Origin of the sequence: Fischerella sp. PCC 9605 (genome assembly GCF_000517105.1) — a bacterium.
Lineage (GTDB): Bacteria > Cyanobacteriota > Cyanobacteriia > Cyanobacteriales > Nostocaceae > PCC9605.
In genome coordinates, this window is sequence record NZ_KI912149.1 from 1,545,299 (window position 1) to 1,567,010 (window position 21,712).

Below are 21,712 nucleotides of genomic sequence, written 5' to 3' on the forward strand. Positions count from 1 at the left end.
CCTTATTCATCCAAAACTGACTTGACCAGGCGGTAAATTTACCGCCTGGTCATAACTCGTTTTTTCTGATCTTACTTACCGAAATTTTCAGTGCGGAGCCTGTATATTTATTTGTGTAAATATAATGAAATTTGTATTTACGCTATCTTCAGTCTTAACTTTCATCAGCTACAGTCAGTAGGAACTCAACAATCAAGTTTTCAAAAAACTTTGATTATTCATGGCAATAAGGGGTATGCACAAATGAACTTGATCAAGAGCTTAACAAGTAATATTACTGTTTTGGCAGGCAAAATACAAGGTCGCATGGAAAGACAAAGAATAGTTTCACTCCAGCCAAATCGTCCTGCCGTAGGTAATGTACTTATCTCCTATATTCTTAAACCATTTCTATTAAAGCCAGGTGAACCTATTCCAACTTCCCACACTCACTATTGGGAATGCCTGCAAATGGCAAAGACTTTTTTAGAAATGGGATATTGTGTAGATGTGATTCGTTTCGATAATGACGTCTTTCTTCCGCGAAAAGATTATGCATTTTTTATTGAAACTCGTTGGAATTTGCAAAGAAGCGCACCATACCTAAGTAAAGATTGCATAAAAATATTCCATGCAGATACAGCTCATCTTTTGTTCCATAATGCCGCTGAAGCCAACAGGATACTGGCACTACAACAACGACGGGGCGTTACTCTGATGCCTCGTAGATTTGAGGCTCCTAACAAAGCAATTGAACATGCAGACTGTGCTATTGTTCTGGGTAATGAATTTACTTTAAGTACCTACAGATATACTCAAAAACCTCTCTATCGTGTTCCTATATCTAGTCAAGTAACTTATCCTTGCCCAGAAGAAAAAGATTTTGAAGCTTGTCGCAAGCATTTTCTCTGGTTTGGTAGTGGTGGTCTAGTTCACAAAGGATTAGATTTGCTTTTAGATGCCTTTGCACAAATGCCTGACTATCATTTAACTATTTGTGGGCCAATCAACAAAGAAGAGGATTTTGTCAAAGAATTCTACAAAGAACTTTATCAAACTCCTAATATTCATACTGTTGGATGGGTTGATTTAGACAGCCAGAATTTTATCAATATTCTTAATAGTTGTATTGGTATTGTCTATCCTTCCTGTTCAGAAGGTGGTGGTGGTTGCGTTATCAATTGTATGCATGCAGGTCTTATACCACTTGTCAGTTATGAAGCGAGTGTGGATGTGAGTGATGATTATGGTGTGATTTTCAAAGAATGCTCGATTGAAGAAATCAAGAGTTCTATTCAAATGATTTCTAGCCTCCCTGCACAAAAGCTAAAACAGATGGCAAGAAACTCTTGGGAGTTTGCAAGAGCCAATCATACAAGGGAAAGATTTGCTCAGGTTTATAAAAATACCATAGATACAATTCAAAAATCTCACAGTCACAAAGCAAACCTTGCTGTTCCAGAACCTGCTCTTTTAGCAAAAGGATAAGGCTGTTAAACAGTATGTTTTCCTAACTAAGGAAAGTTCGGGCGTTGCTGAATCAAAGATATGAATCCAGAAGTAGAGACGCGAAATTACCCTGCGGGAACGCCTGCGGCGTACGCGTCTCTACTTCGTCTCTATGCCTGCAAGAAATATTTCAATATTCACAAGCGGAGATATCCAAAGCCTATTCTCTATACAAAATTCACATTCTAACGATATATCTTATCTAAAATATACGCAATTTTAACTAAAATTTTACAAAAAGAATGCAAGGCAATGTTAAGTATATCCACCGGTGTGCATGAATATCCTTAGAAATACAGTGTAAGCCAGGATATCCCATTACGAATTTATAAAAGCAAATTAAAGTTTTCGTAAACAACATCATATAATACTAAACTTTTTCGCTCAATTCAAGGAAAATTTCGACATGAGGACTTTAAAAGCGCTAATTAAACAACCGTTGATGTTGCTGCTCGACAAACCACCGCCCAAGTTACTCAATAACTCACTGATAGGAGTGCCCGAAAAGTGTAATCAATGGTCAATCGGAATCTATATAGGCAAATCTTTATTTGATTTGTATTCTCCAGATCAGCAAAAAAACCCTTTTCTGACCCGCCGAGATGTATCAGATGTTCGTGCAGGATTTGTTGCCGACCCATTTATGCTCAACAGAGCAAGAAATTTGTTCGCACGTATGATTAAGTGCGATCACCTAATGGTTTTCACAAATCGTAAATATTCATCAAAACTTTACAAAATCCGGACACTTACAGCTACTTTTTTAAATCTTAAAAACCATTTCAGGATTTCTCTGCCGACAAACTGTATTAAAAACAACGATGGGTAAATGGCTAAGCAGTGGGTGTAGCTGTTGTATAGAGTAAATTCACAAGGAATACTATGAAAATTGCTTTAGTACATGATTACTTAACCCAGAAAGGGGGCGCAGAAAGGGTCTTTGAATTACTCTGCAAACGCTACCCTCAAGCAGACATATACACCTCAGTGTACGACCCTGAGCAAACTATCGATCTAGGTGAGCGAATCGTCAACACGACCTTTTTACAGAATATTCCTGGTGCGGCTAAACATTTTCGCCTCATGGCTCCTTTCTATTTTCCTGCCTTTCGGGCCTTGGATTTACAAGACTACGATTTGATTATCAGTAGTAGCACCAGTTTTGCTAAGGCCGTGCGAAAAAAACCTTCAGCAAAGCACATTTGCTTCTGTCACAATATCACCCGTTTTTTGTGGGATACAGAAACCTATTTGCGTGAGTACGGAGACTATCGATATTTTGCTCCTCTCATCGAACAAGTCTTCCAAGTCATGAGAAAGGTGGATCTTACATATGCACAAGAACCAGATCTTTACATTGCCAACTCCAGTGTTGTAGCTCGTCGCATCAAACAAACTTACGCGAAGCAGGCCATTGTTATTAACTATCCTATAGATACGAGTAAGTTCGTTTTTGCAGATACCAAAGAAGATTACTACCTCGCCTCCGCTCGGATGATCAGCTACAAGCGTCTTGATATAATAATCGAAGCTTTTAATTGGCTGGGGTGGCGACTACTAATATCAGGAAATGGGCCAGAACGGGAGCGCTTACAATCTAAAGCCTTGAGCAATGTAGAGTTTTTAGGACACGTCACAGATGCCGAACGTACGCAGTTATTTGCTAAAGCTAAGTCAGTTATAGTAGCAGCCCTAGAGGACTACGGATTAGTTCCAGTAGAGGCCAATGCCAGTGGAACACCAGTGATTGCCTATGGTGCAGGTGGAGTATTAGATACTCAAGTACCTGGTAGAACTGGAGTCTTTTTTAAGAGGCAAACGCCCGAATCCATACAATCTGCACTACTAGAAGCCAGGGAAATAGCTTGGAATTACGATTATATTCGTAATTATGCAGTATCAAATTTCTCAGAACAAGCCTTCTTTAGTAAAGTTGAACAAGTTATTAACCAAACTTGTAACTTAAATCCATCACTCGTTTAATTGATTAGCTGAGGAATAGTAAACGTGATGCAATCTAGTCTGAGTCCCCATGTAAATCCAGTTACTGAAACAGAACCGGGTTATGGGCAAATATTCGCGGTTTTAATCCGCCGATTTCCTTGGTTTTTGGTAGTATTTATCGCTTCTATTGCCATTGCTGCCGCCATAACGAAAAAAACACCACCTACTTACAAAAGCTCAATGCAGTTGTTGATAGAACCAAACTATAAAAGCAACCCACAGGGGGGAGGTGCTGAAGAAAATAGGTTTATCGACTCTGGCGTTAAGATAGATACTGCCACTCAACTCAACTTGATGCAGAGTTCCAAACTTCTGCAAAAAGCTGCTGATAAACTCAAGCCTGAGTATCCGGACATTACTGCGGAGCAAATCCAGGCTGCTTTAGTTTTAAATCAATTAAAAACAAAAGAAGATGATCCTACTAACATTTTCCAAGCAGAATTCACCGATACAGATCCAGAAAAAACACAAAGAGTCTTAAAGGTATTACAACAAGTTTATTTGGAATACAACAGAGAACAGCAGGATGAGCGTTTAAAAAAAGGTCTTAGAGTTGTAAGAGAACAAATAACCAAAGTAACTACCGAACTGAATGCCGCAGAAGCAAATTTGCAGCGCTTCCGCAGAGCCCAGAATTTAATCGATCCTGAGGCACAGGCAAAAGCTCTAGAAGATAATTTAAATAATATTCTGCAAGAAAGACGCACAACTCGTTCTCAGTTTGAGGAGGGAAGGGCCCGCTATGCTAACTTGCAACAACAACTGAACCGTAGTCCAAAAAATGCTCTGGTTGCTTCTCGTCTGAGTCAGTCTTCTCGCTATCAGGCGTTACTCAACGAAGTCCAAAAAACAGAACTGGCCTTAGCACAGGAACGTTTACGTTTCACCGATGAAACTCCCCAAGTGCAAAAACTACTGGAGCAACGTCAAAGCCAATTAGCATTATTGCAACAAGAAGCTGGACGTGCTTTAGGAGGTCAATCTGGAGATGCTAGCGCTCAACAAGGGGATAGCTCACTCCAACAAGGACAGTTTGGTCAAATTGATCTGAATCTCGCTGGCCAGTTAGTAGAGACACAAACAAATCTACTAGCCTTAGCAGCTCGCGACCAAACTCTGGTTGAGAAAGAAAAACAAGTGCGTGAGGAACTCAAAAGCTTCCCAGCGAAGTTAGCTGAGTACGGTCGCTTACAACCCCAAATTCAACTTAATCGTGAAAGGTTGCAGCAACTGTTGAAAGCAGAACAAGAATTACGGCAGGAACTCGCCAAAGGCGGGTTTAACTGGCAAATGGTGGAAGAACCGCGCGAAGGTTCTTTTTTAGGCCCGAATCTCCAGCAAAACCTCATGTTGGGTGCAGTAGTTGGATTGATGTTGGGAGCTGTTGTCGCTTTTATTCGTGATGCATCTGATGATTCCGTTCACACCACTGCTGAGCTAGAGAAGCAGCTTGCCTTACCAGTGTTAGGAACCACCCCCAAGTTACCCCTAGCCAAAACTAGAGAATCAGTATTCAAGTTACCTTTCGGTAAACCAGAGGTGCTTGCACCTTGGACAATTCAGGTATTGCAATCTTCACCACGCTGGGAATCGCTGGATCTGATTTATAAAAATATTGAACTTGTGAATTCAGTTTCCACGTTCAGATCTCTGATGGTGACTTCGGCATTACCCGACGATGGCAAATCAGGTTTAGCATTGGGTTTGGCAATGAGTGCTGCTCGTTTGCATAAACGAGTGCTGCTCATCGATGCTAACTTGCGCGCCCCCAGCCTCCACAAACAACTCAATCTTCCCAACGAACAGGGACTTTCTACTCTATTGGTAAGTGAGTCTACTCTACCCAACCAAATTAGTATTCCATCTTCCGGTTCATCCTACATTGATATTTTAACTGCCGGACCAACACCAGCTGACCCAGCCAATTTGTTGAGTTCTCCTCGAATGGAGGAATTGATGGCAGCATTTGAGGAGAACTATGATTTGGTAATTGTAGATGCTCCTCCAGTTCTAGGTTTGGTGGATGCCCTACTTACAGCATCATCTTGTCGTAGTGTCGTAATGGTAGCAAGTATTGGTAAGGTGACAAAAGCCCAACTGGCACAAGCTACAGCCATGCTCAATCGGTTAAACCTGATTGGTGTTGTGGCAAATGGAGTATCAAACTCTGAGAGCACTTACATACCTTATGCAAAACAACACACACTTGCACTGCAACAAGCTATGGAAAAATAACCAGATTTTTCCCGCTTAGCTACAAACTTAGGGTAGGTTAGGAGCACAGTTAAGCTTTTATACGCCTAACTACCCTCCAATTGCTTGATTCAGGCTGTTTGAAGTTTGGCAAGCAGAAAATCTATAAATAAAATCTAACTTAGTTATTTTTTTGATAAGAGTTTCAAAATTACTAATTTAAAATAGTATGTGCAATGTACTTATTTTTTAGTTGTATCCAATTTTAGAAACAATGTATAAATTTTAACATAGCATGTATAGGAAATTCAAAAAGGCGATCGCCTCGGTTACTACTACGGAAGACATAAGTAAAATTCCTACTCCTGAAAGAATTTCCAGCCTTCTAGGAAATATTATGCTTATTTCGCATAAAAGGTAAATAGCCATATTGAAATCAAGTAAGCATGAAAACATGACATAAAAACATGAAATCAGCAGAATTTTAATTCTGCGCACAACTGCTTTCTTGCTTCATCACGTTTTATATTATTCATAATAATTAAGATTGTGTTAAACGCTAATTTAAAATTATTAAAAAGCAATTGTCATAATTTCACTTTTTAGCTGATTCATAATAACTTAATAATCGCTGAGGAAAGGCGCAAGCTATTTAAAGAGTGAATAAAGAATCTATTTTTACGTCCGCTATTTTTACGGATTCTTATATCCTAGTTATTGAAGCACATTGTCATCAAAATTCAAAGTCCGAAATGAAAATTTATAGATAAATCAAAGCGCTAACAAATACCTTTAAGTATTTATAGATATTCATCTCCTAAAATCTGGAAACTAACAAACAAGATGTGTAGAAGACTATAAGGTAATTAATCCTGTTTTATCTACTCGATTGATTCCAGATTTTGTCTAGTAAAAAATTAAGTACGGTTCAAGTTCTTTTGCTCAATAGTGATATCAGGTAAGCAATCTACCTTCTTATATATTTAAGTATCAATACATTATGACTACCTCAATTATTTCAACTTTAGACGATCGCTACACTGCTGGCCAGCAACACAAAGACCGCTACTCATATTGCACACTTGTGTGGCGGCGGAATCAACTTTTGGTAAAGCCTGCTGGGCAAATTAAACAGCCATACATAGCATCGTTAGATGACGAACAATCCTTAGTGGAGTGCTTAAAGCATTCGCCAGTAAATTTAGTTCGCATAGACCCAAAGTTAGGAGAAGCAAGATTAAACTTTTGGGCTAATGCCTGCGAAAAAGCGTCAAAGCCGATATACTTGCGTGTACCATCTGGACAAAAGCGAAAACCCCAAAGCTTAATCTTGAGGCAGTTAAAGCGCATGGTAGATTGGATAGTTGCCTTAGTGTTTCTGGTGGCAATGAGTCCACTCATGCTGGGATTAGTGTGGCTGATGCGCTTGTACTCTCCAGGACAAATTTTGGAGCAGGAGTGGCGTGTGGGAGAACGGGGTAGGTTGTTTAGAATGTTCAAGTTCCGCACAACTGCGATCGACCAAAAAACACACCTCAATGTTCGGGAAGCGGGTTCTGTGGAACTTAGCGAAGACGAGCAGGGTATCACGATTTTAGGGCGTTGGATGCAGAGATACGGATTTCAAAATCTGCCGTTGTTGTTGAATGTACTGCGCGGTGAAATGAGCTTGAGCGGACCCCGTTGCTTGACATTGACAGAAGCGGTGCAACTAAATTCAGAAAGGCAAGGACAACTGAATAAGCTGCCGGGGATTATTGATTCATGGCAAGTAGAAGCAGAATCTCAACTATTGCCTTTAGATAGCCAAGCTCTGTAACTTGTAACTGACTTAATTAAGTAGTGAATTTAATTTCAGCGGCAAGTTCACTACTCAATTTATACAGAGTTATTATGCTTGGACTGCCAAAGCAAATCTCATAAAAATGAGTTGATGAGAGCTATACTTATGTGCGACTGCTTGCAATGCCAAGGCTTGCAAGCAAAAGCATAGTAATATTGCTCTATCAATTTGTACATAGAACTCAAGCATTCTGTTCTGCCTTGTCAAGATGATCTTAGAAAAAACACCCATGCATCTCAGAGTTTCCAAGCCAATCCGTAATCTCATCAAGAGCTTAGTCAAAACTACCAATTTCTGGCAGGAAAACTATTTAATATTACAAGAATTTAAACACTTTCGCAAAATAGCAATTTTAGCTGTTGTTTTTTCTTTCCTAGCAGCAACATTTGAAGGTGTTAGCATTGGTTTTCTACTTTCTTTTTTGCAGAGCTTAACTAATCCTAATGCCCAACCTAAGATAGGTATTGCTTGGTTGGATGCTTGGATTGCCAATACACCAGGCATTAATCCTCTATATCTGATATCTATTTTAATCTTAGTAAGCACTTGGTTGCGTGCAACCTTCAACTACTTTTCAGCAGTTTACACTGACTCTGCTCAACTAAATCTTGCAGATCGCCTGCGAAAGCAAATATTTGAGCAATTGCAAGCATTGCCACTGAGTTATTTTGCCAAAAGCCGTGGTGGCGAACTCATTAACACAATGACAACGGAGATAGAAAGGTTAAAACAGGCATTTGGTGGTGTTGGTTTTTTAATTACGCGAACAATGACAGTCAGTGTCTACTTGCTCGCGATGTTTATGATTTCATGGGAACTTTCAATTATTTCAGTACTGGTATTTTCACTATTAGCAGTAGGATTATCAACATTAAATTCCAGGATTAGAGAAACAAGTTTTGGAATTTCCAATGCCAACGCTAATTTTGCATCTACAGCTACAGAATTTATTAACGGTATTCGTACCATTCACTCATTTGGTACACAAGAATTTGAACGTCAGCGTTTTTACAAAGCCAGTAATAACTTACTCAACTCTTCCATGAAAGTTGTCATGGCTTGGACGCTGGTGAGACCTTTAGCAGAAGGTATAGCTACTACAGTTCTGATCAGTTTAATTGTTATTTCGTTTACGAAATTAACGCTGCCAGTCGCTTCATTGCTGACATTTTTCTTTGTATTAGTTCGCCTCGTACCGAATATTCAGGATATTAACGGCACAGTAGCATATCTCAGTACTTTGAAAGGCTCGCTAGAAAAGCTTAAGGAAATTCTCAGAACTGACAATAAAACATACTTCTACAACGGCAATATTTTATTTAGCGGCTTCAAACGCTCGATTGATATAGTATCTGCGGATTTTGGCTACGATCCCAGTAGCTTGGTTTTACAAAACATTACACTAACAATTGAACGGGGAAAAATGACAGCGCTGGTTGGAGCTTCTGGCGCTGGTAAAACAACATTAGCGGATCTAATTACTCGATTTTACGATCCAACACAAGGGCAGGTTTTAATTGATGGAGTTGATCTGCGGCAGTTTGAAATTAACTCACTGCGCCGCAGAATGGCTGTAGTTAGCCAAGATACATTTATTTTTAATACTTCTATTTGGAACAATATTGCCTATGGTACATCAGGAGCAAGCGAGGCTCAAATTCGAGAAGTAGCTCGACTAGCAAATGCACTCGAATTTATTGAAGAGATGCCTGAAGGTTTTGATACACAATTAGGCGATCGCGGCGTCCGGTTATCTGGAGGACAAAGACAGCGGATCGCGATCGCTCGTGCTTTGCTACGCGATCCAGAAATACTGATATTGGATGAAGCTACCAGTGCTTTAGATTCTGTATCAGAGCGATTAATTCAGGAATCAATCGAAAAGCTATCTGTGGGTAGAACCGTAATTGCGATCGCCCACCGTTTATCAACAATTATTAGAGCTGACAAGGTAGTGGTGCTTGAACAGGGACGGATTGTAGAACAAGGGCAATATCAAGAGTTGCTAGAACAACGTGGAAAGCTTTGGAAATATCACCAAATGCAACATGAAATGGGACAGATAAATTAAAGCTGTCCTCAAGGATCTTTAGTCATTAAAGATTCGCTATAGGAAAGATATTGTAATCAATCCAAACTATAATCGTCAAAGCTGACAGGAGCATCTACCAATGTTGTAAATTTACTTAAAAACATGAAATGATTAAAGTTTTTCTAATATGCTCAGGACTCGGTCAAGTCAACCGTGGCTATGAATCTTTTACTCGGGAATGCTTCGATGTTTTATCAGAAGCTAATTGCTTTGACATCACTCTTTTCAAAGGTGGCGGACAGCCCTCTAAAAAAGAGATTACTTTATGGAACTTACCGCGGCAAAAATGGCTAACAACTCAAATTAGCCAATTTGTTATCGGCACAATTTACAGAAGGAAAGACCCTTACTTCACTGAACAATTGTCGTTTTTCATTAGCCTATTGCCATACATTTATTTTGGCAAACCAGATGTTATTTACTTCAGTGATGAAAGTGTAGGCGATTTACTTTGGCATTGGCGTCGTTTGACAAAACAAAGCTATAAGCTTTTATTTCGCAACGGAGGCCCAACATCAACAATTAATAATATCTTTCGCTGGAATTATGTGCATCAATTAGCACCTACTCATTTGCAAGCTGCTTTGGATGTAGGATTGCCAGCCCAAAAGCAAACCTTGCTTCCCAATGGATTCAAAATGCTATTCAAGTTAGAGATATTGAGACCAGAACAACGACAAGCTTTGCGGCGTAAGCTGGAATTACCCGAACAGCGACCTTTGATTCTCTCAGTAGGAGCCATTGGTAAAGCTCACAAGCGTATGGATTACCTCATTCGTGAAATAGCTGCTTTACCTGAACCGCGTCCCTATCTTCTCATGTTAGGGCAAAAAACCGAGGAATCACCGGAAATTTTTAAACTTGCCAACGAACTACTTGGAACTGAAAATTTCCAGATTAGAACTGTTCCTCATCAGGAAATGCCAAATTACTACAAAATTGCCGATGCTTTTGTACTAGCCTCTCTACACGAAGGCTTCGGACGAGTTTTTGCAGAAGCAATGTCTTATGGTTTACCCTGTATGGCGCACGATTATGAAGTTGCTCGCTTTGTAGTAGGAAAAGAAGGATATTATGCAGATTTTAATAATCAGGGTAGTTTAGCAGGTTTAGTACCCCAAGCTTTAGCAGAATCTCACGACTCATCTAAGCGCATTCTTCGTCATCAAAGTGTTTACAATCGCTTCAGTTGGGAGAAATTACGCCCAGACTATATTAAACTAATTCAAACTTGTTACACTTTTTGAGATTTCTAATCTTAAATCAATGGAGCATAACTAATATGCTGGAATCTTTACTAAGACGCAAAATTATTTGGGGAGAAATAGATAGATCATGAATATAGAGCAGCCTTTGGTGACTATTTTAATTAATAATTACAATTATGCTCTGTATATAAAAGATGCGCTCAATAGCGCTCTTAATCAAACGTATCCCAACACAGAAATAATTGTAGTAGACGATGGTTCCACAGATCGCTCGCGGGAAATCATTGCTGGCTACGAAGATAAAATCATTCCTATATATAAAGAAAATGGTGGGCAAGCCTCGGCGTTCAATGCAGGATTTGCTGTCAGCCAAGGTAAAATAATTTGTTTTTTAGATTCAGACGATGTATGGTTGCCTCAAAAAGTCGAAAAGGTAGTTGAAGCTTTCAATACCTATCCCAAGGCTGCGGTCGTTTACCATAAAGTAGAAAATATTGATACAGCAGGCAAAATCATCAGTGCACCCTGGCCACCTTACAAACCTATAAAAGGAGATATTTCCAGTCAAGTAGCAAGAACAGGAGGTTGGTGGCCCTTTCCACCTTCTACAGCACTGAGTTTCAGTAGAGATTTTCTGTGCAAAGTTATGAACATCCCAGAAGCAGAATACCGAATTTGTGCAGATTCTTACCTGGCTGATTTAGCTCCGTTTTTGGGAGAAGTAGTAGGCATAGATAGAGTTTTATCTCAGTATCGTACTCATGGCTCCAATAATTGGAGTAACTCTAGTGGAGCGCAGAAAGATACCCGGGATATGCGTATATTGCTAGACCATGAATTCCGTGCCAAGATGCTGAATAGTAAACTGAAAGATTTAGGTATTGATCGAGAAGTTAATCTTGCAGGTCATTGGCCTTATCAACTGCTCAAATACAAATTAGGTAACAGAACAAGTTTGGTCTTACTTAGTCTTTTAGCATTGCAAAATCCGTGGGAGACGAAATTACCTTCAAAGTTAAACACTGTGGTTAAACTTTGGTTAGAAAGACGTAGTTTGAACAGAATATAGCTAATTTTTTGTTATTCCAAATTAAGTCTTTATCTCAATATATACCTGTTAATGTAAAAATTTTCCATACCTTAGAAACTAATTCAAGACTATGGTTGTATCCACTGAATTACAAAAAACTTTACACACTAATTCTCAAGAGCCTTTAGTCAGTGTTATTACTCCCACTTACAATCGTCCAGACTACTTGCAACAAGCTTTGCAAACTGCTGTTCGACAAACCTATAAAAATATAGAAATTATAGTTTCTGATAATTGTAGTCCGGAAAACCCACAAGCACTGGTGGAGTCTTTTAATGATCCGCGAATTCGCTTTTCACGCAATGAGACGAATTTAGGAATGTTCGCAAATACCATGAAAGCCTTCAAAATGGCACGCGGGAAATATATTGCTACCCTGCTTGATGATGACATGTGGGAAGAAAACTTTTTAGAAAAGCTTATTCCTCCCCTAGAAGCTAATCCTAATTTGGTTTTGGCTTTTTGTGACCATTATGTCATTGATGCTGATGGTACAATCAATGATGCCATTACAGAACATTGTTCAGAGCTATTTAAACGGGCTAATCTTCAAGAGGGCATTTACCAACCTTTTTACAAAATTGGTTTAGTGGATCAAGCAGTAGCCACAGCAATGGCGGCTGTAATTCGCACAGAGGCTATAGACTGGGATAAGATTCCGGAGGAAGTGGGTGGCTCGTGGGATATTTACTTGACCTACCTTTGTTGCTGTACTGGAATGGGTGCTTACTATTGTCCTGAAAAATTAACTAGATATCGCAGACATGACCAAACGGAAACAATGATGAGTGGTAGACAAAACTACCAAGCAAAAATCCGCAAAGCTCAAGCGGATATGTTCTGCTTCGAGCGTTTTATGGAAGATGAAAGACTCAAGGAATTTAAACCCTATTTTCAACAGCAATGGGCAAAAGTAAGTACTAACCTAGGAGTCGGCTTAATGCGATCTGAACAAACCAAGCAAGCGCGTCCTTATTTCTGGCGTTCTTTGCAAAGAAAGTTTAGTTTGCGGGCAATTGCAGCACTGGTTTTAAGTTTTACTCCATCATCATTTGCACGTCGTTTCTAATTGTCAAAAAAATTAATTGTAGGTATCACTTGCAAATTCTTATAGAAAAGTATGTCTGAAAAATTTACGGTTGCTATTTGTATTTGTACAAGAAATAGACCAGAGAATTTAAAAAAAGCGTTAGATTCTCTTGAGAAATCAACCTATCCAATCCATGAAACAATCGTATCAGATGACAGTACTAACAGTGATACCGAAGCCCTTATCTATTCGCATTATCCAAGTGTGAAATATTTACCTGGACCGAGACAAGGTCTAGGGGCTAATAGGAATAATGCTTTAAAGGCTGTAACTGGTTCTCATGTACTCTTTCTCGACGATGATGCTGTTTTAGGCGAAACTTTTTTGGAGACAGTTTTTGCCTATTTAGAAAATTACGTCAAAGAATCAGGAGATGATATTGATAAAATCATTGTGACCGGACCTCAGTTAGATCATGGGCATTTAATGTTCCCTGGCAAACAAGATTTTCTAGGGTTTCAGAAAATTCCCTATCAAGACGGTGAAGAGATGGAATCTGTGGTAATCAATAGTGCAGTTTTTCCAACTGATATCTTCCAAAAAGTGTTATTTGATGAAAAATTAGTCTACGGTTGTGACGAAATAGATTTTACGACTAGAGCGGTTAGGCAAGGATTTAAAATCAAACTTTGCCCAGAGGCTGTAAATATCCACTTGCCATCGCTTGTTAATCGTGACTTTTATAAACCGTATCACGAAGCTTCACGAATTTACGTCACTTTCAAGCGATATTTATCCACCGAGCAAAAAGTGCTAAAGGCTTGGTTTTACTTAGTAATAGCCTCACTGCACACAACTGCTCACAGTTTAAAAGCAGCAGGTATGCAAGGAATTGTGAAAACGATTCAAACCTTGCGTTTAGTATCATCTTATTTGTCTCTCGAATATTCCAGAAGGTAAGTAACGTAAATTCTAGAAAATTATGTCTAAAAAAATCACAGTTTCTGTTTGTATTTGTACAAGAAATAGACCAGAGAATTTAAAAAAAGCGTTAGATTCTCTTGAGCAATCAACCTATCCAATCCATGAAACAATCGTATCAGATGACAGTACTAACAGTGATACTGAAGCATTGATTCATGCTGAATATCCAAGTGTGAAATATTTACCTGGACCGAGACAAGGTCTAGGGGCTAATAGGAATAATGCTTTAAAGGCTGTAACTGGTTCTCATGTACTCTTTCTCGACGATGATGCTGTTTTAGGCGAAACTTTTTTGGAGACAGTTTTTGCCTATTTAGAAAATTACGTCAAAGAATCAGGGGATGAAATCGATAAAATCATTGTGACTGGAACTCAGACAGATGATGGTCATGTAATTTTTCCTGGCAAACAAGACTTTCTAGGTTTTCAGAAAATTCCTTATCAGGAAAATGAAGAAATGGAAACTGTGGTAATTATTAGCACAGTTTTCCCCGCTGGTGTTTTCCAAAAAGTGTTGTTTGATGAAAAATTAGTCTACGGTTGTGATGAAGTAGATTTTACAACTAGAGCGCTGAAGCAAGGATTTAAAATCAAGCTTTGCTCAGAGGCTGTAAACCATCACTTTGGTTCGGATATTAATCGTGACTTTTATAAACCGTATCACGAAGCTTCACGAATTTACGTCACTTTCAAGCGATATTTATCCACCGAGCAAAAAGTGCTAAAGGCTTGGGTTTACTTAGTAATAGCCTCACTGCACACAACTGCTCACAGTTTAAAAGCAGCAGGTATGCAAGGCATTCTTAAGACAATTCAAACCTTGCGCCTAGTCTCATCTTATTTGTCTTTGGAGTATTTCCCAGAAGGTAAGTAGCTTAATTCAAAGTTAGTTTTTTTCGATGATGCTAATTTCATAATCTGCATAGATATAAGAATTTAGCATCACATTTGTATCAGAGAGGTGAGTTTCATAGTAGTAAAAGTGATCTTTAAATACAGGATATTAAATTGTGAAGGTTTGCATTGTTACCCACAGTGTTGTTAAAGGTAATGGTCAGGGACGGGTAAATTATGAGGTAACAAAGGAAGCGATTCGTCGTGGCTACCACGTTACCTTATTAGCAAGTCAGGTAGCTTCGGAATTACAAGAAAGTAGCCAAGTTAGATGGGTTTGCATTCCGGTAAAAGGCTGGCCTACGGAATTTGTCCGTAACATGATTTTTTCTTGGCGAACTGCAAATTGGTTGCGCCAACATCGGTCTGAGATTGATCTAGTCAAAGCCAATGGTGCTATTACAATGGCCCCGGCAGATGTGAATGCAGTGCATTTTGTCCATAGCTCTTGGCTGAAGTTTTCCGCGAAAGGGGCTACACCTGATTCAGATTGGACTGTACTGAATCCACGCGGAGTTTTATATGATTTTTACCAGTGGCTGTATACAGACGCAAACGCACGTTGGGAAAAAAAAGCTTTCCATCAGGCGCAAGTTGTTGTAGCTGTCTCAGATAAAGTAGCTAAGGATTTGATCGAAATCGGTGTACCACCCGAAAGCTTGCAAGTGATTGTAAATGGCGTTGACTTGCAGGAGTTTTCACCAGGTATCAGCGATCGCCAAAAGTGGGGGCTTCCACAAGAAGTACCCCTCGCACTGTTTGCAGGAGATATCAGAATCCCTCGCAAAAATTTGGATACGGTATTACATGCCTTAGTGAAAGTTCCTCAGTTACACCTAGCAGTTGCGGGAATTACCGAAGGCAGCCCATATCTACAACTATCGGCATCGCTGGGATTGAGCGATCGCGTACATTTTTTGGGACTTCAGCATGATGTCCCGGAATTAATGAAAGCAGTAGATTTCTTAGTCTTTCCTTCACGTTATGAGCCTTTTGGCTTAGTAGTAATTGAAGCGATGGCTTGTGGTCTACCTGTGATTACGGCTAGTACAACTGGCGCGGCTGAACTGATAACACCGGAAGCTGGGATAGTTTTACCAGATCCAGATGACACCGAGGCTTTAGCGCAGGGACTGCTGTTGCTAGCAAGCGATCGCAACTTGCGAAGCCAGATGGGAAAAACCGCCCGCACGATTGCAGAACAACATAGCTGGGATCGGATGGCCAAAAGTTATGTGGATTTGTTTGAACAGTTGAAAAAAAGTGTGTAAATTTACCTAGACTCGATAATTCTACAACACCCTGCGAAGAAGTTTATCCTTATGAACTCGTTACTTTCTCTTTGGAAAACCGTCAGACAAACATTGCATGAAGTACGACAAGCATGGTCGTTAGCAGGCGATTTCAGTTCGCGTCTGCGTCTAGTGTCTGACTTAGTTCTCTACAGGATACTAAAAGTTATTGATCTCAAATCTCGCAATCAAGAGCGTACCATCCGCTGCTCGAATGGTCTTGTCCTCACATATCGTCTTAATCGCGGAGATATCCAAAGTATACGTGAAGTGTGGCTTGACGATGCATACCGCTTGCCATTCTCCCTCAAGCCCGGTTTAGTAGTTGACCTTGGTGCAAACATTGGTTTGACAAGTCTGTGGCTACACCAGCAATATGGATGTGACAAGATTATCGCCATAGAGCCAAATCCGAGTAACGCTCAGCTAGTACGTAAAAATCTTATCAACAATAAAATTAATGCCACTGTCATAGAAGCAGCGATCGGCCCAACTGATGGGGTAGTCACTTTTGAGTCATCCCAAGATTCCAATATGGGAAGAGTGGCTGTAAATGGAGAACAAGCCACAACAGGGGAGCAGGTGAAAATGATATCTATGACAACGCTGCTTGCTGAACTGCCTCACGATCAAGAAGTGGACTTGGTCAAGCTGGATATAGAAGGCGGTGAGCAGCAGCTACTATCAGGCAATCTCTCGTGGCTGAAGAGAGTGAAGGCAATCATTGCAGAGTTCCACCCAGAAGTAGTAGATTATCCAGGTTTAATTAAAACTATACAGCAACAAGAATTCCAATACATCCCCGCTCATACCCTAGACCATGATAATATGGATGCTTTTGTGCGTGAATCCATAGCAGCGAGTGTCTTGGCAGGGTAAAAGCCTGAAAGTGAGCAAACCAAGCAAAATTAGTTTTATTTTCAACTGTTCAACTAAACAAATTTAGGAAACTATAGTTATGAATTCCAAGTCTCTTTTAGTCACAGGTTCATCAGGTCTAATTGGTTCAGAGGTTTGTACCTATTTTTCAGCCCAGGGCTGGATGGTTCATGGCGTTGACAATAATAGTCGGGCTGCCTTTTTCGGGCCAAGCGGCGATACTCGTTGGAACCAAAAACGATTAGAAGATGAATTGAGTAACTTTAAGCATCATGAACTTGACATCCGCGATCGCGCTGGCGTACTCAAACTAATTGAAGAATTAAAACCAACAGCAATTGTACATACCGCCGCCCAACCATCCCACGACCGGGCTGCACAAATACCCTTTGATGATTTCGATACCAATGCTGTCGGTACGATGAATTTGCTGGAAGCAACACGACGCTATACTCCCGAAACCATTTTCGTACACATGTCAACAAACAAAGTGTATGGAGATGCTCCCAACGAGTTACCACTAAAAGAGTTGGACACTCGTTGGGAATACGCACGCGAATCAGACTATAACGGTATAGCTGAAAACTTCCGCATCGATCAATCCAAACACTCTCTGTTTGGAGCCTCTAAAGTTGCAGCCGATATTATGGTGCAAGAATACGGACGATATTTTGGTATCAGAAGCTGTTGCTTGCGTGGGGGTTGCCTGACTGGCCCAAATCACTCTGGTGTAGAATTGCATGGATTTTTGAGCTACCTAATCAAGTGCAATTTAGAAGGCAAAAAGTATTTCGTTTACGGTTACAAAGGTAAGCAAGTCAGGGACAACATCCACTCATTGGATGTAGCCAGATTTATTGAAGCCTTCATCGAAAATCCCAGAGTTGCAGAGGTTTATAACCTAGGTGGAGGTCGGGGTAATAGTTGTTCTATTCTAGAAGCTTTTTCTTTAGCTGAAGCAGTTTCTGGCAAAAAAATGGTGTGGGAATACGTCGATAAAAATCGCGAAGGCGACCATATCTGCTACATCAGCGATTTAACTAAAATGAAAGCTCACTACCCAAATTGGGATCTAACTAAAAGTCTGGATGATATCTTCAGCGAGATTCATCTAGGCTGGTTAAAACGTCAAACAGTTTAAGAAATGAGTTTCCTTGGTGTCTTAGTGTCTTTGTGGTGAAAAAATTTATTTTTGAAACACCAAGACACGAAGGCACAAAGAAGAATAGGAAAGAGTCTTATCTATGTGTTGCATTCTTTTTTATTGGTATTACTTTACAAGTCAGAAGGCTTTTGATGTGAGATTTCTGCCTTTTAACTTCCGCCTTCTACTTGCCTAGTGTTGGTGGCAACAATATTGAATCTCTATATATTTTGTTAGAACTTCTTATGAAAAAAGTTTTACTCATCACAACTTTTTTGCCAAATATAGGCGGTGGTTCGGTAATTTTAAGGAGCTTGATTCCGGCCTTAAAAGAAAAAGGTATTGATGTTGAATGGATTTATTTGACTGAAAAAGAAGTAGATTTCCCAGAAGCCAAACGACTTGGAGAAGGGTTAATGGGAGGAAAATTACTCAAAGATATTGTTAATAGTGGATTACTTTGGCACGGAATCAAAACTCCCCAACTAAATAGCACAATCAACAAAATTCTTTCTCTCAAAGCCGATGCTTACTGGGTGATTGGACATAGTGACGGGATTTTAATTGCTAAGGAACTTGCTCGCAGAACAAGTATTCCCGTACATTTGACGATTCACGACGATTTAGTTGGTGGGTGGTTTGGCAGAACTCGCCGCTATCGATGGCTATCAAAACAAGCGAAAAAGGTGTTCGCGGAAGCGATGCACGCTGTTAATTCAGTGGATGTAGTCAGCGAAAGCATGCGCCGCTATTATCAGCAAATGTTGGGCGTTGACTCTGTTGTTGTGCATCGTTATTTGCCGAGTTTACCTAAGCTGGAATCAAAACCAAGCGAACAAAATACATTAGTTGTTGGACATATCGGTTCGATTTATTCTGCTGATGAATTTCGCCTGTTTTGTCAGGCTTTAGAGAACTACGGTAAACAGCAAAAATTATCAGTTAAGTTTATTGTCATTGGTGCAGATCGTAGGTTTTTACCCACAGATTTTTCGGAACTCATTGTAGATATACCGCAACTGACTGAAAATGAAGCGATCGCCAAATTAGCTCAGTGTCATTTCATGTATGCAATGTATCCTTTTGACAACGCATTTGCGATTTTTCGTCAGACCAGCTTACCAACAAAAGTTACTACCTATATACAAGTGCAAAGACCTATCCTCGCACATACCCCAACTGACAGCAGCCTCGCAGAAATTGTTAATACCCACAGATTAGGAATTACCACAGAGGCTTTGAGTGTAGCTGACCTAACTGAAGCGATCGCACGGATTTGTGAATATAAACTCAGCGATCGCGCTTTTGAGTTGGCACATAACGGTTTGTTTGGTATGGAAAACGTCAATCGCATGGTCGCTTGTCTGGATAAAAATGCATAGCACAAGAAGACAAGAGGCAATGGGCATGGGGCAAGGGGCATAGGGCATAGAAAAGATCCAATTCCCAATCCCCATTGCCCCTAATCCCCACTAAGAGCGGTCGTGGGGGCCCCGAGTTCCCCAATCCCCAATCCCCGATTCCCTTGAAAAGGAGTTAATTATCTGTGTCAGAGTTTCCCTTAGTAGCCATTTGCATTCCCACTTACAATCAAGCGCGTTACTTAGTTCAATCGGTAACTAGTGCTTGCAATCAAACCTATCCCAACATAGAAGTATGGGTTGCTGACGATGCCAGTACTGATGAGACACCAGAAGTGATGGCAAAGCTCTGTCAGCAGTTTCCGCAGGTGCGTTACTATCGGCAACCCAAAAACCTTGGTATCGCAGGTAACAATACTTGGCTTTTGAGCCAGCCACAAACAGAATTTATTGTGCGCTTAGACTCCGATGATGTGTTGTTGCCAAATTATGTAGAGACTTTAGTCCCACTACTGCAAAAATATCCAGAAGCTGGTTATGCTCATAACGCTGTTCACGAAATAGACGAGCGTGGAGAAAATCGCTCTGTGCGGCGCATCGCCAGAACCCAAGAGTTTCAGAACGCTGAAGATGCATTGCGAGCCTCAGTTTCTGGCTATCGCGTGGCGGCAAACATTTGTATGTTTAGAAGCAAGGCATTAAGAGAATTAAAGTATTATGAAAACCGCCCAGAATTTGTTGAAGATTACGATTTAGCAGTCAGAATAGCAGATGCTGGTTATGGTAATGTTTATAGCAACGAAATATTAGCTTGCTATCGCGTCTGGACAGACATAAATACACCACGTCCCAAACGAAAAAATCTGCAATTGAAAGGATACATCCGCATTTTTGAAGAAAGCTTGCAGCCTGCCTTTCAGCAGCGGGGCTGGGATACAAAAGTGCTGAAGAAACAGCGCCAAAAGTTTGCGATTATACATTCAGCTTACTGTTTTCTGCCCATCTACAATCAACAAGAACGCGATGAACTGGTGGGATTATTGAAACAATTAGGTGATTCAACTGCATTGCGACTGCGTATATTTTTATTGTCTTTGGGTCTAGCTCCATTCTTTGAATGGCAGCTACACACAGAATTAAAGTTAAAAGGTATGGTCAAGAGTTGGTTAAGTAAACTCAAGACTGGTTCCACAGTTAAAACAGCAGAACCAACGTAAATTTGCATACAACCATGATGACCATCACTGCCATCATTCCCACCTATCGTCGCCCTAAAGACTTAACTCGTTGTTTAGAAGCACTCAAACAACAAACTCGCCCAGCAGATGAAGTGCTGGTGACAGTGCGAGACATCGATAACGACACTTGGGCATTATTCAAAGAATCAAACTTTCATCCCTTGCCAATCCGTACTCTCACTGTCACGGTTTCAGGAGTAGTTGCAGCTCTCAATGCAGCTTTAGATGCTGCCAAAGGCGATATCATCACAGTCACTGATGATGATGCTGCACCTCATCCTGATTGGCTAGAACGGATCGAAACATATTATTTGTCAGATGACCGCTTAGGTGGTGTGGGTGGACGAGACTGGGTGTACTGGCAAGGTAAATTGTTAGATCATGGCGATACTGAATTAGTCGGTCAACTTCAGTGGTTTGGGCGTGTAATTGGCAACCATCACAGAGGTGTAGGAACAGCCCGTGAGGTAGACATACTTAAGGGTGTAAATATGAGTTTCCGCCGGAGTGCGATCGCCGAAGCCCAACTTCGCTTTGATGAGCGGATGCTGGGTACAGGAGCGCAGGTGAACTTCGAGATGGCCTTATGCTTGGCATTGAAGCGCAATGGCTGGAAGCTTGTTTTCGATCCGGCGATCGCAGTGGATCACTATCCAGCACAACGTTTTGACGAGGATAAGCGAGACAGATTAAATGAGGTCGCTCTTGTGAACGCCGTACACAATGAAACCTTAGTTTTGCTGGAACACTTACCGCCTGAACGTCGTGCAGTGTTTATGGCATGGGCTATACTGGTGGGTACGCAAGAATCTTTAGGTTTCGTGCAGTGTTTGCGATTCTTGCCCAAGGAAGGAAAATTGGCTGTAAGAAAATGGCTGACATCCCTCCGGGGTCGCTGGCTGGGTTTGCAAACTTGGCAGCAATGTCTGCGGGAAGCCTCAAAAAAAGAGATAACTAGTAAATAGTCTCTGG

At 40.5% G+C, this 21,712-nt stretch carries 17 protein-coding genes; all 17 read left to right on the forward strand.

Annotation, left to right across the window (positions count from 1 at the left end):
• Positions 1-243: 243 nt before the first annotated feature.
• The 17 genes from FIS9605_RS0121705 (at position 244) to FIS9605_RS0121790 (ending at position 21,705) form a co-directional block, all read left to right on the forward strand.
• Entirely contained in the window at positions 244-1,467 is a 1,224-nt protein-coding gene (locus tag FIS9605_RS0121705; RefSeq protein WP_035140083.1) for a glycosyltransferase, read from the forward strand.
• A gap of 427 nt (positions 1,468-1,894) precedes the next feature.
• Positions 1,895-2,317, forward strand: coding sequence for a hypothetical protein (locus FIS9605_RS0121710; RefSeq protein WP_026734474.1), 423 nt, complete (start codon positions 1,895-1,897; stop codon positions 2,315-2,317).
• Positions 2,318-2,370: 53 nt separating this feature from the next.
• On the forward strand, positions 2,371-3,471 hold the full coding sequence (locus FIS9605_RS0121715; RefSeq protein ID WP_026734475.1) for a glycosyltransferase: 1,101 nt from the start codon (positions 2,371-2,373) through the stop codon (positions 3,469-3,471).
• Between the two features lie 24 nt (positions 3,472-3,495).
• Positions 3,496-5,727, forward strand: a complete 2,232-nt coding sequence (locus FIS9605_RS0121720; RefSeq protein ID WP_026734476.1) for a GumC family protein — start codon at positions 3,496-3,498, stop codon at positions 5,725-5,727.
• 958 nt (positions 5,728-6,685) lie between these two features.
• Positions 6,686-7,504: a heterocyst development glycosyltransferase HepC gene (hepC, locus tag FIS9605_RS0121725; RefSeq protein ID WP_026734477.1), complete on the forward strand. Its 819-nt coding sequence runs from the start codon at positions 6,686-6,688 to the stop codon at positions 7,502-7,504.
• 253 nt (positions 7,505-7,757) lie between these two features.
• Positions 7,758-9,599, forward strand: a complete 1,842-nt coding sequence (gene hepA, locus FIS9605_RS0121735) for a heterocyst formation ABC transporter subunit HepA (RefSeq protein WP_026734479.1) — start codon at positions 7,758-7,760, stop codon at positions 9,597-9,599.
• A gap of 128 nt (positions 9,600-9,727) precedes the next feature.
• Complete coding sequence (locus tag FIS9605_RS0121740) at positions 9,728-10,867, forward strand: glycosyltransferase (protein ID WP_026734480.1); 1,140 nt, start codon at positions 9,728-9,730, stop codon at positions 10,865-10,867.
• A gap of 88 nt (positions 10,868-10,955) precedes the next feature.
• Complete coding sequence (locus tag FIS9605_RS37745) at positions 10,956-11,897, forward strand: glycosyltransferase (RefSeq protein ID WP_051470094.1); 942 nt, start codon at positions 10,956-10,958, stop codon at positions 11,895-11,897.
• A gap of 91 nt (positions 11,898-11,988) precedes the next feature.
• The gene (locus FIS9605_RS0121750; RefSeq protein WP_026734481.1) at positions 11,989-12,987 is read left to right on the forward strand and encodes a glycosyltransferase family 2 protein; all 999 of its coding nucleotides are present in this window, start codon (positions 11,989-11,991) and stop codon (positions 12,985-12,987) included.
• A 51-nt stretch (positions 12,988-13,038) separates the two neighbouring features.
• Positions 13,039-13,908: a glycosyltransferase family 2 protein gene (locus tag FIS9605_RS0121755; RefSeq protein WP_026734482.1), complete on the forward strand. Its 870-nt coding sequence runs from the start codon at positions 13,039-13,041 to the stop codon at positions 13,906-13,908.
• Positions 13,909-13,930: 22 nt separating this feature from the next.
• Positions 13,931-14,806: a glycosyltransferase family 2 protein gene (locus FIS9605_RS0121760; protein WP_026734483.1), complete on the forward strand. Its 876-nt coding sequence runs from the start codon at positions 13,931-13,933 to the stop codon at positions 14,804-14,806.
• Between the two features lie 136 nt (positions 14,807-14,942).
• A complete protein-coding gene (locus FIS9605_RS0121765) occupies positions 14,943-16,097 on the forward strand; it encodes a glycosyltransferase family 4 protein (protein ID WP_026734484.1) in 1,155 nt (384 codons plus the stop codon).
• 51 nt (positions 16,098-16,148) lie between these two features.
• The gene (locus FIS9605_RS0121770) at positions 16,149-16,997 is read left to right on the forward strand and encodes an FkbM family methyltransferase (RefSeq protein ID WP_026734485.1); all 849 of its coding nucleotides are present in this window, start codon (positions 16,149-16,151) and stop codon (positions 16,995-16,997) included.
• 79 nt (positions 16,998-17,076) lie between these two features.
• On the forward strand, positions 17,077-18,138 hold the full coding sequence (locus tag FIS9605_RS0121775; protein WP_026734486.1) for an NAD-dependent epimerase/dehydratase family protein: 1,062 nt from the start codon (positions 17,077-17,079) through the stop codon (positions 18,136-18,138).
• Between the two features lie 248 nt (positions 18,139-18,386).
• Entirely contained in the window at positions 18,387-19,523 is a 1,137-nt protein-coding gene (locus FIS9605_RS0121780; protein WP_026734487.1) for a glycosyltransferase, read from the forward strand.
• 164 nt (positions 19,524-19,687) lie between these two features.
• Positions 19,688-20,719, forward strand: a complete 1,032-nt coding sequence (locus FIS9605_RS0121785) for a glycosyltransferase family 2 protein (protein WP_026734488.1) — start codon at positions 19,688-19,690, stop codon at positions 20,717-20,719.
• Between the two features lie 14 nt (positions 20,720-20,733).
• The gene (locus FIS9605_RS0121790) at positions 20,734-21,705 is read left to right on the forward strand and encodes a glycosyltransferase family 2 protein (protein ID WP_035139995.1); all 972 of its coding nucleotides are present in this window, start codon (positions 20,734-20,736) and stop codon (positions 21,703-21,705) included.
• Positions 21,706-21,712: the final 7 nt, after the last annotated feature.

Excerpts from the sequence above, each read along its gene's own strand:
- FIS9605_RS0121710 (WP_026734474.1), top strand. The coding sequence starts at position 1,895 with ATGAGGACTTTAAAAGCGCTAATTAAACAACCGTTGATGTTGCTGCTC.
- FIS9605_RS0121780 (WP_026734487.1), top strand. The coding sequence starts at position 18,387 with ATGAAAAAAGTTTTACTCATCACAACTTTTTTGCCAAATATAGGCGGT.
- FIS9605_RS0121715 (WP_026734475.1), top strand. The coding sequence starts at position 2,371 with ATGAAAATTGCTTTAGTACATGATTACTTAACCCAGAAAGGGGGCGCA.
- FIS9605_RS0121790 (WP_035139995.1), top strand. The coding sequence starts at position 20,734 with ATGATGACCATCACTGCCATCATTCCCACCTATCGTCGCCCTAAAGAC.
- FIS9605_RS0121705 (WP_035140083.1), top strand. The coding sequence starts at position 244 with ATGAACTTGATCAAGAGCTTAACAAGTAATATTACTGTTTTGGCAGGC.
- hepA (WP_026734479.1), top strand. The coding sequence starts at position 7,758 with ATGCATCTCAGAGTTTCCAAGCCAATCCGTAATCTCATCAAGAGCTTA.
- FIS9605_RS0121740 (WP_026734480.1), top strand. The coding sequence starts at position 9,728 with ATGATTAAAGTTTTTCTAATATGCTCAGGACTCGGTCAAGTCAACCGT.
- FIS9605_RS0121770 (WP_026734485.1), top strand. The coding sequence starts at position 16,149 with ATGAACTCGTTACTTTCTCTTTGGAAAACCGTCAGACAAACATTGCAT.
- hepC (WP_026734477.1), top strand. The coding sequence starts at position 6,686 with ATGACTACCTCAATTATTTCAACTTTAGACGATCGCTACACTGCTGGC.
- FIS9605_RS0121755 (WP_026734482.1), top strand. The coding sequence starts at position 13,039 with ATGTCTGAAAAATTTACGGTTGCTATTTGTATTTGTACAAGAAATAGA.
- FIS9605_RS0121760 (WP_026734483.1), top strand. The coding sequence starts at position 13,931 with ATGTCTAAAAAAATCACAGTTTCTGTTTGTATTTGTACAAGAAATAGA.
- FIS9605_RS37745 (WP_051470094.1), top strand. The coding sequence starts at position 10,956 with ATGAATATAGAGCAGCCTTTGGTGACTATTTTAATTAATAATTACAAT.
- FIS9605_RS0121750 (WP_026734481.1), top strand. The coding sequence starts at position 11,989 with ATGGTTGTATCCACTGAATTACAAAAAACTTTACACACTAATTCTCAA.
- FIS9605_RS0121775 (WP_026734486.1), top strand. The coding sequence starts at position 17,077 with ATGAATTCCAAGTCTCTTTTAGTCACAGGTTCATCAGGTCTAATTGGT.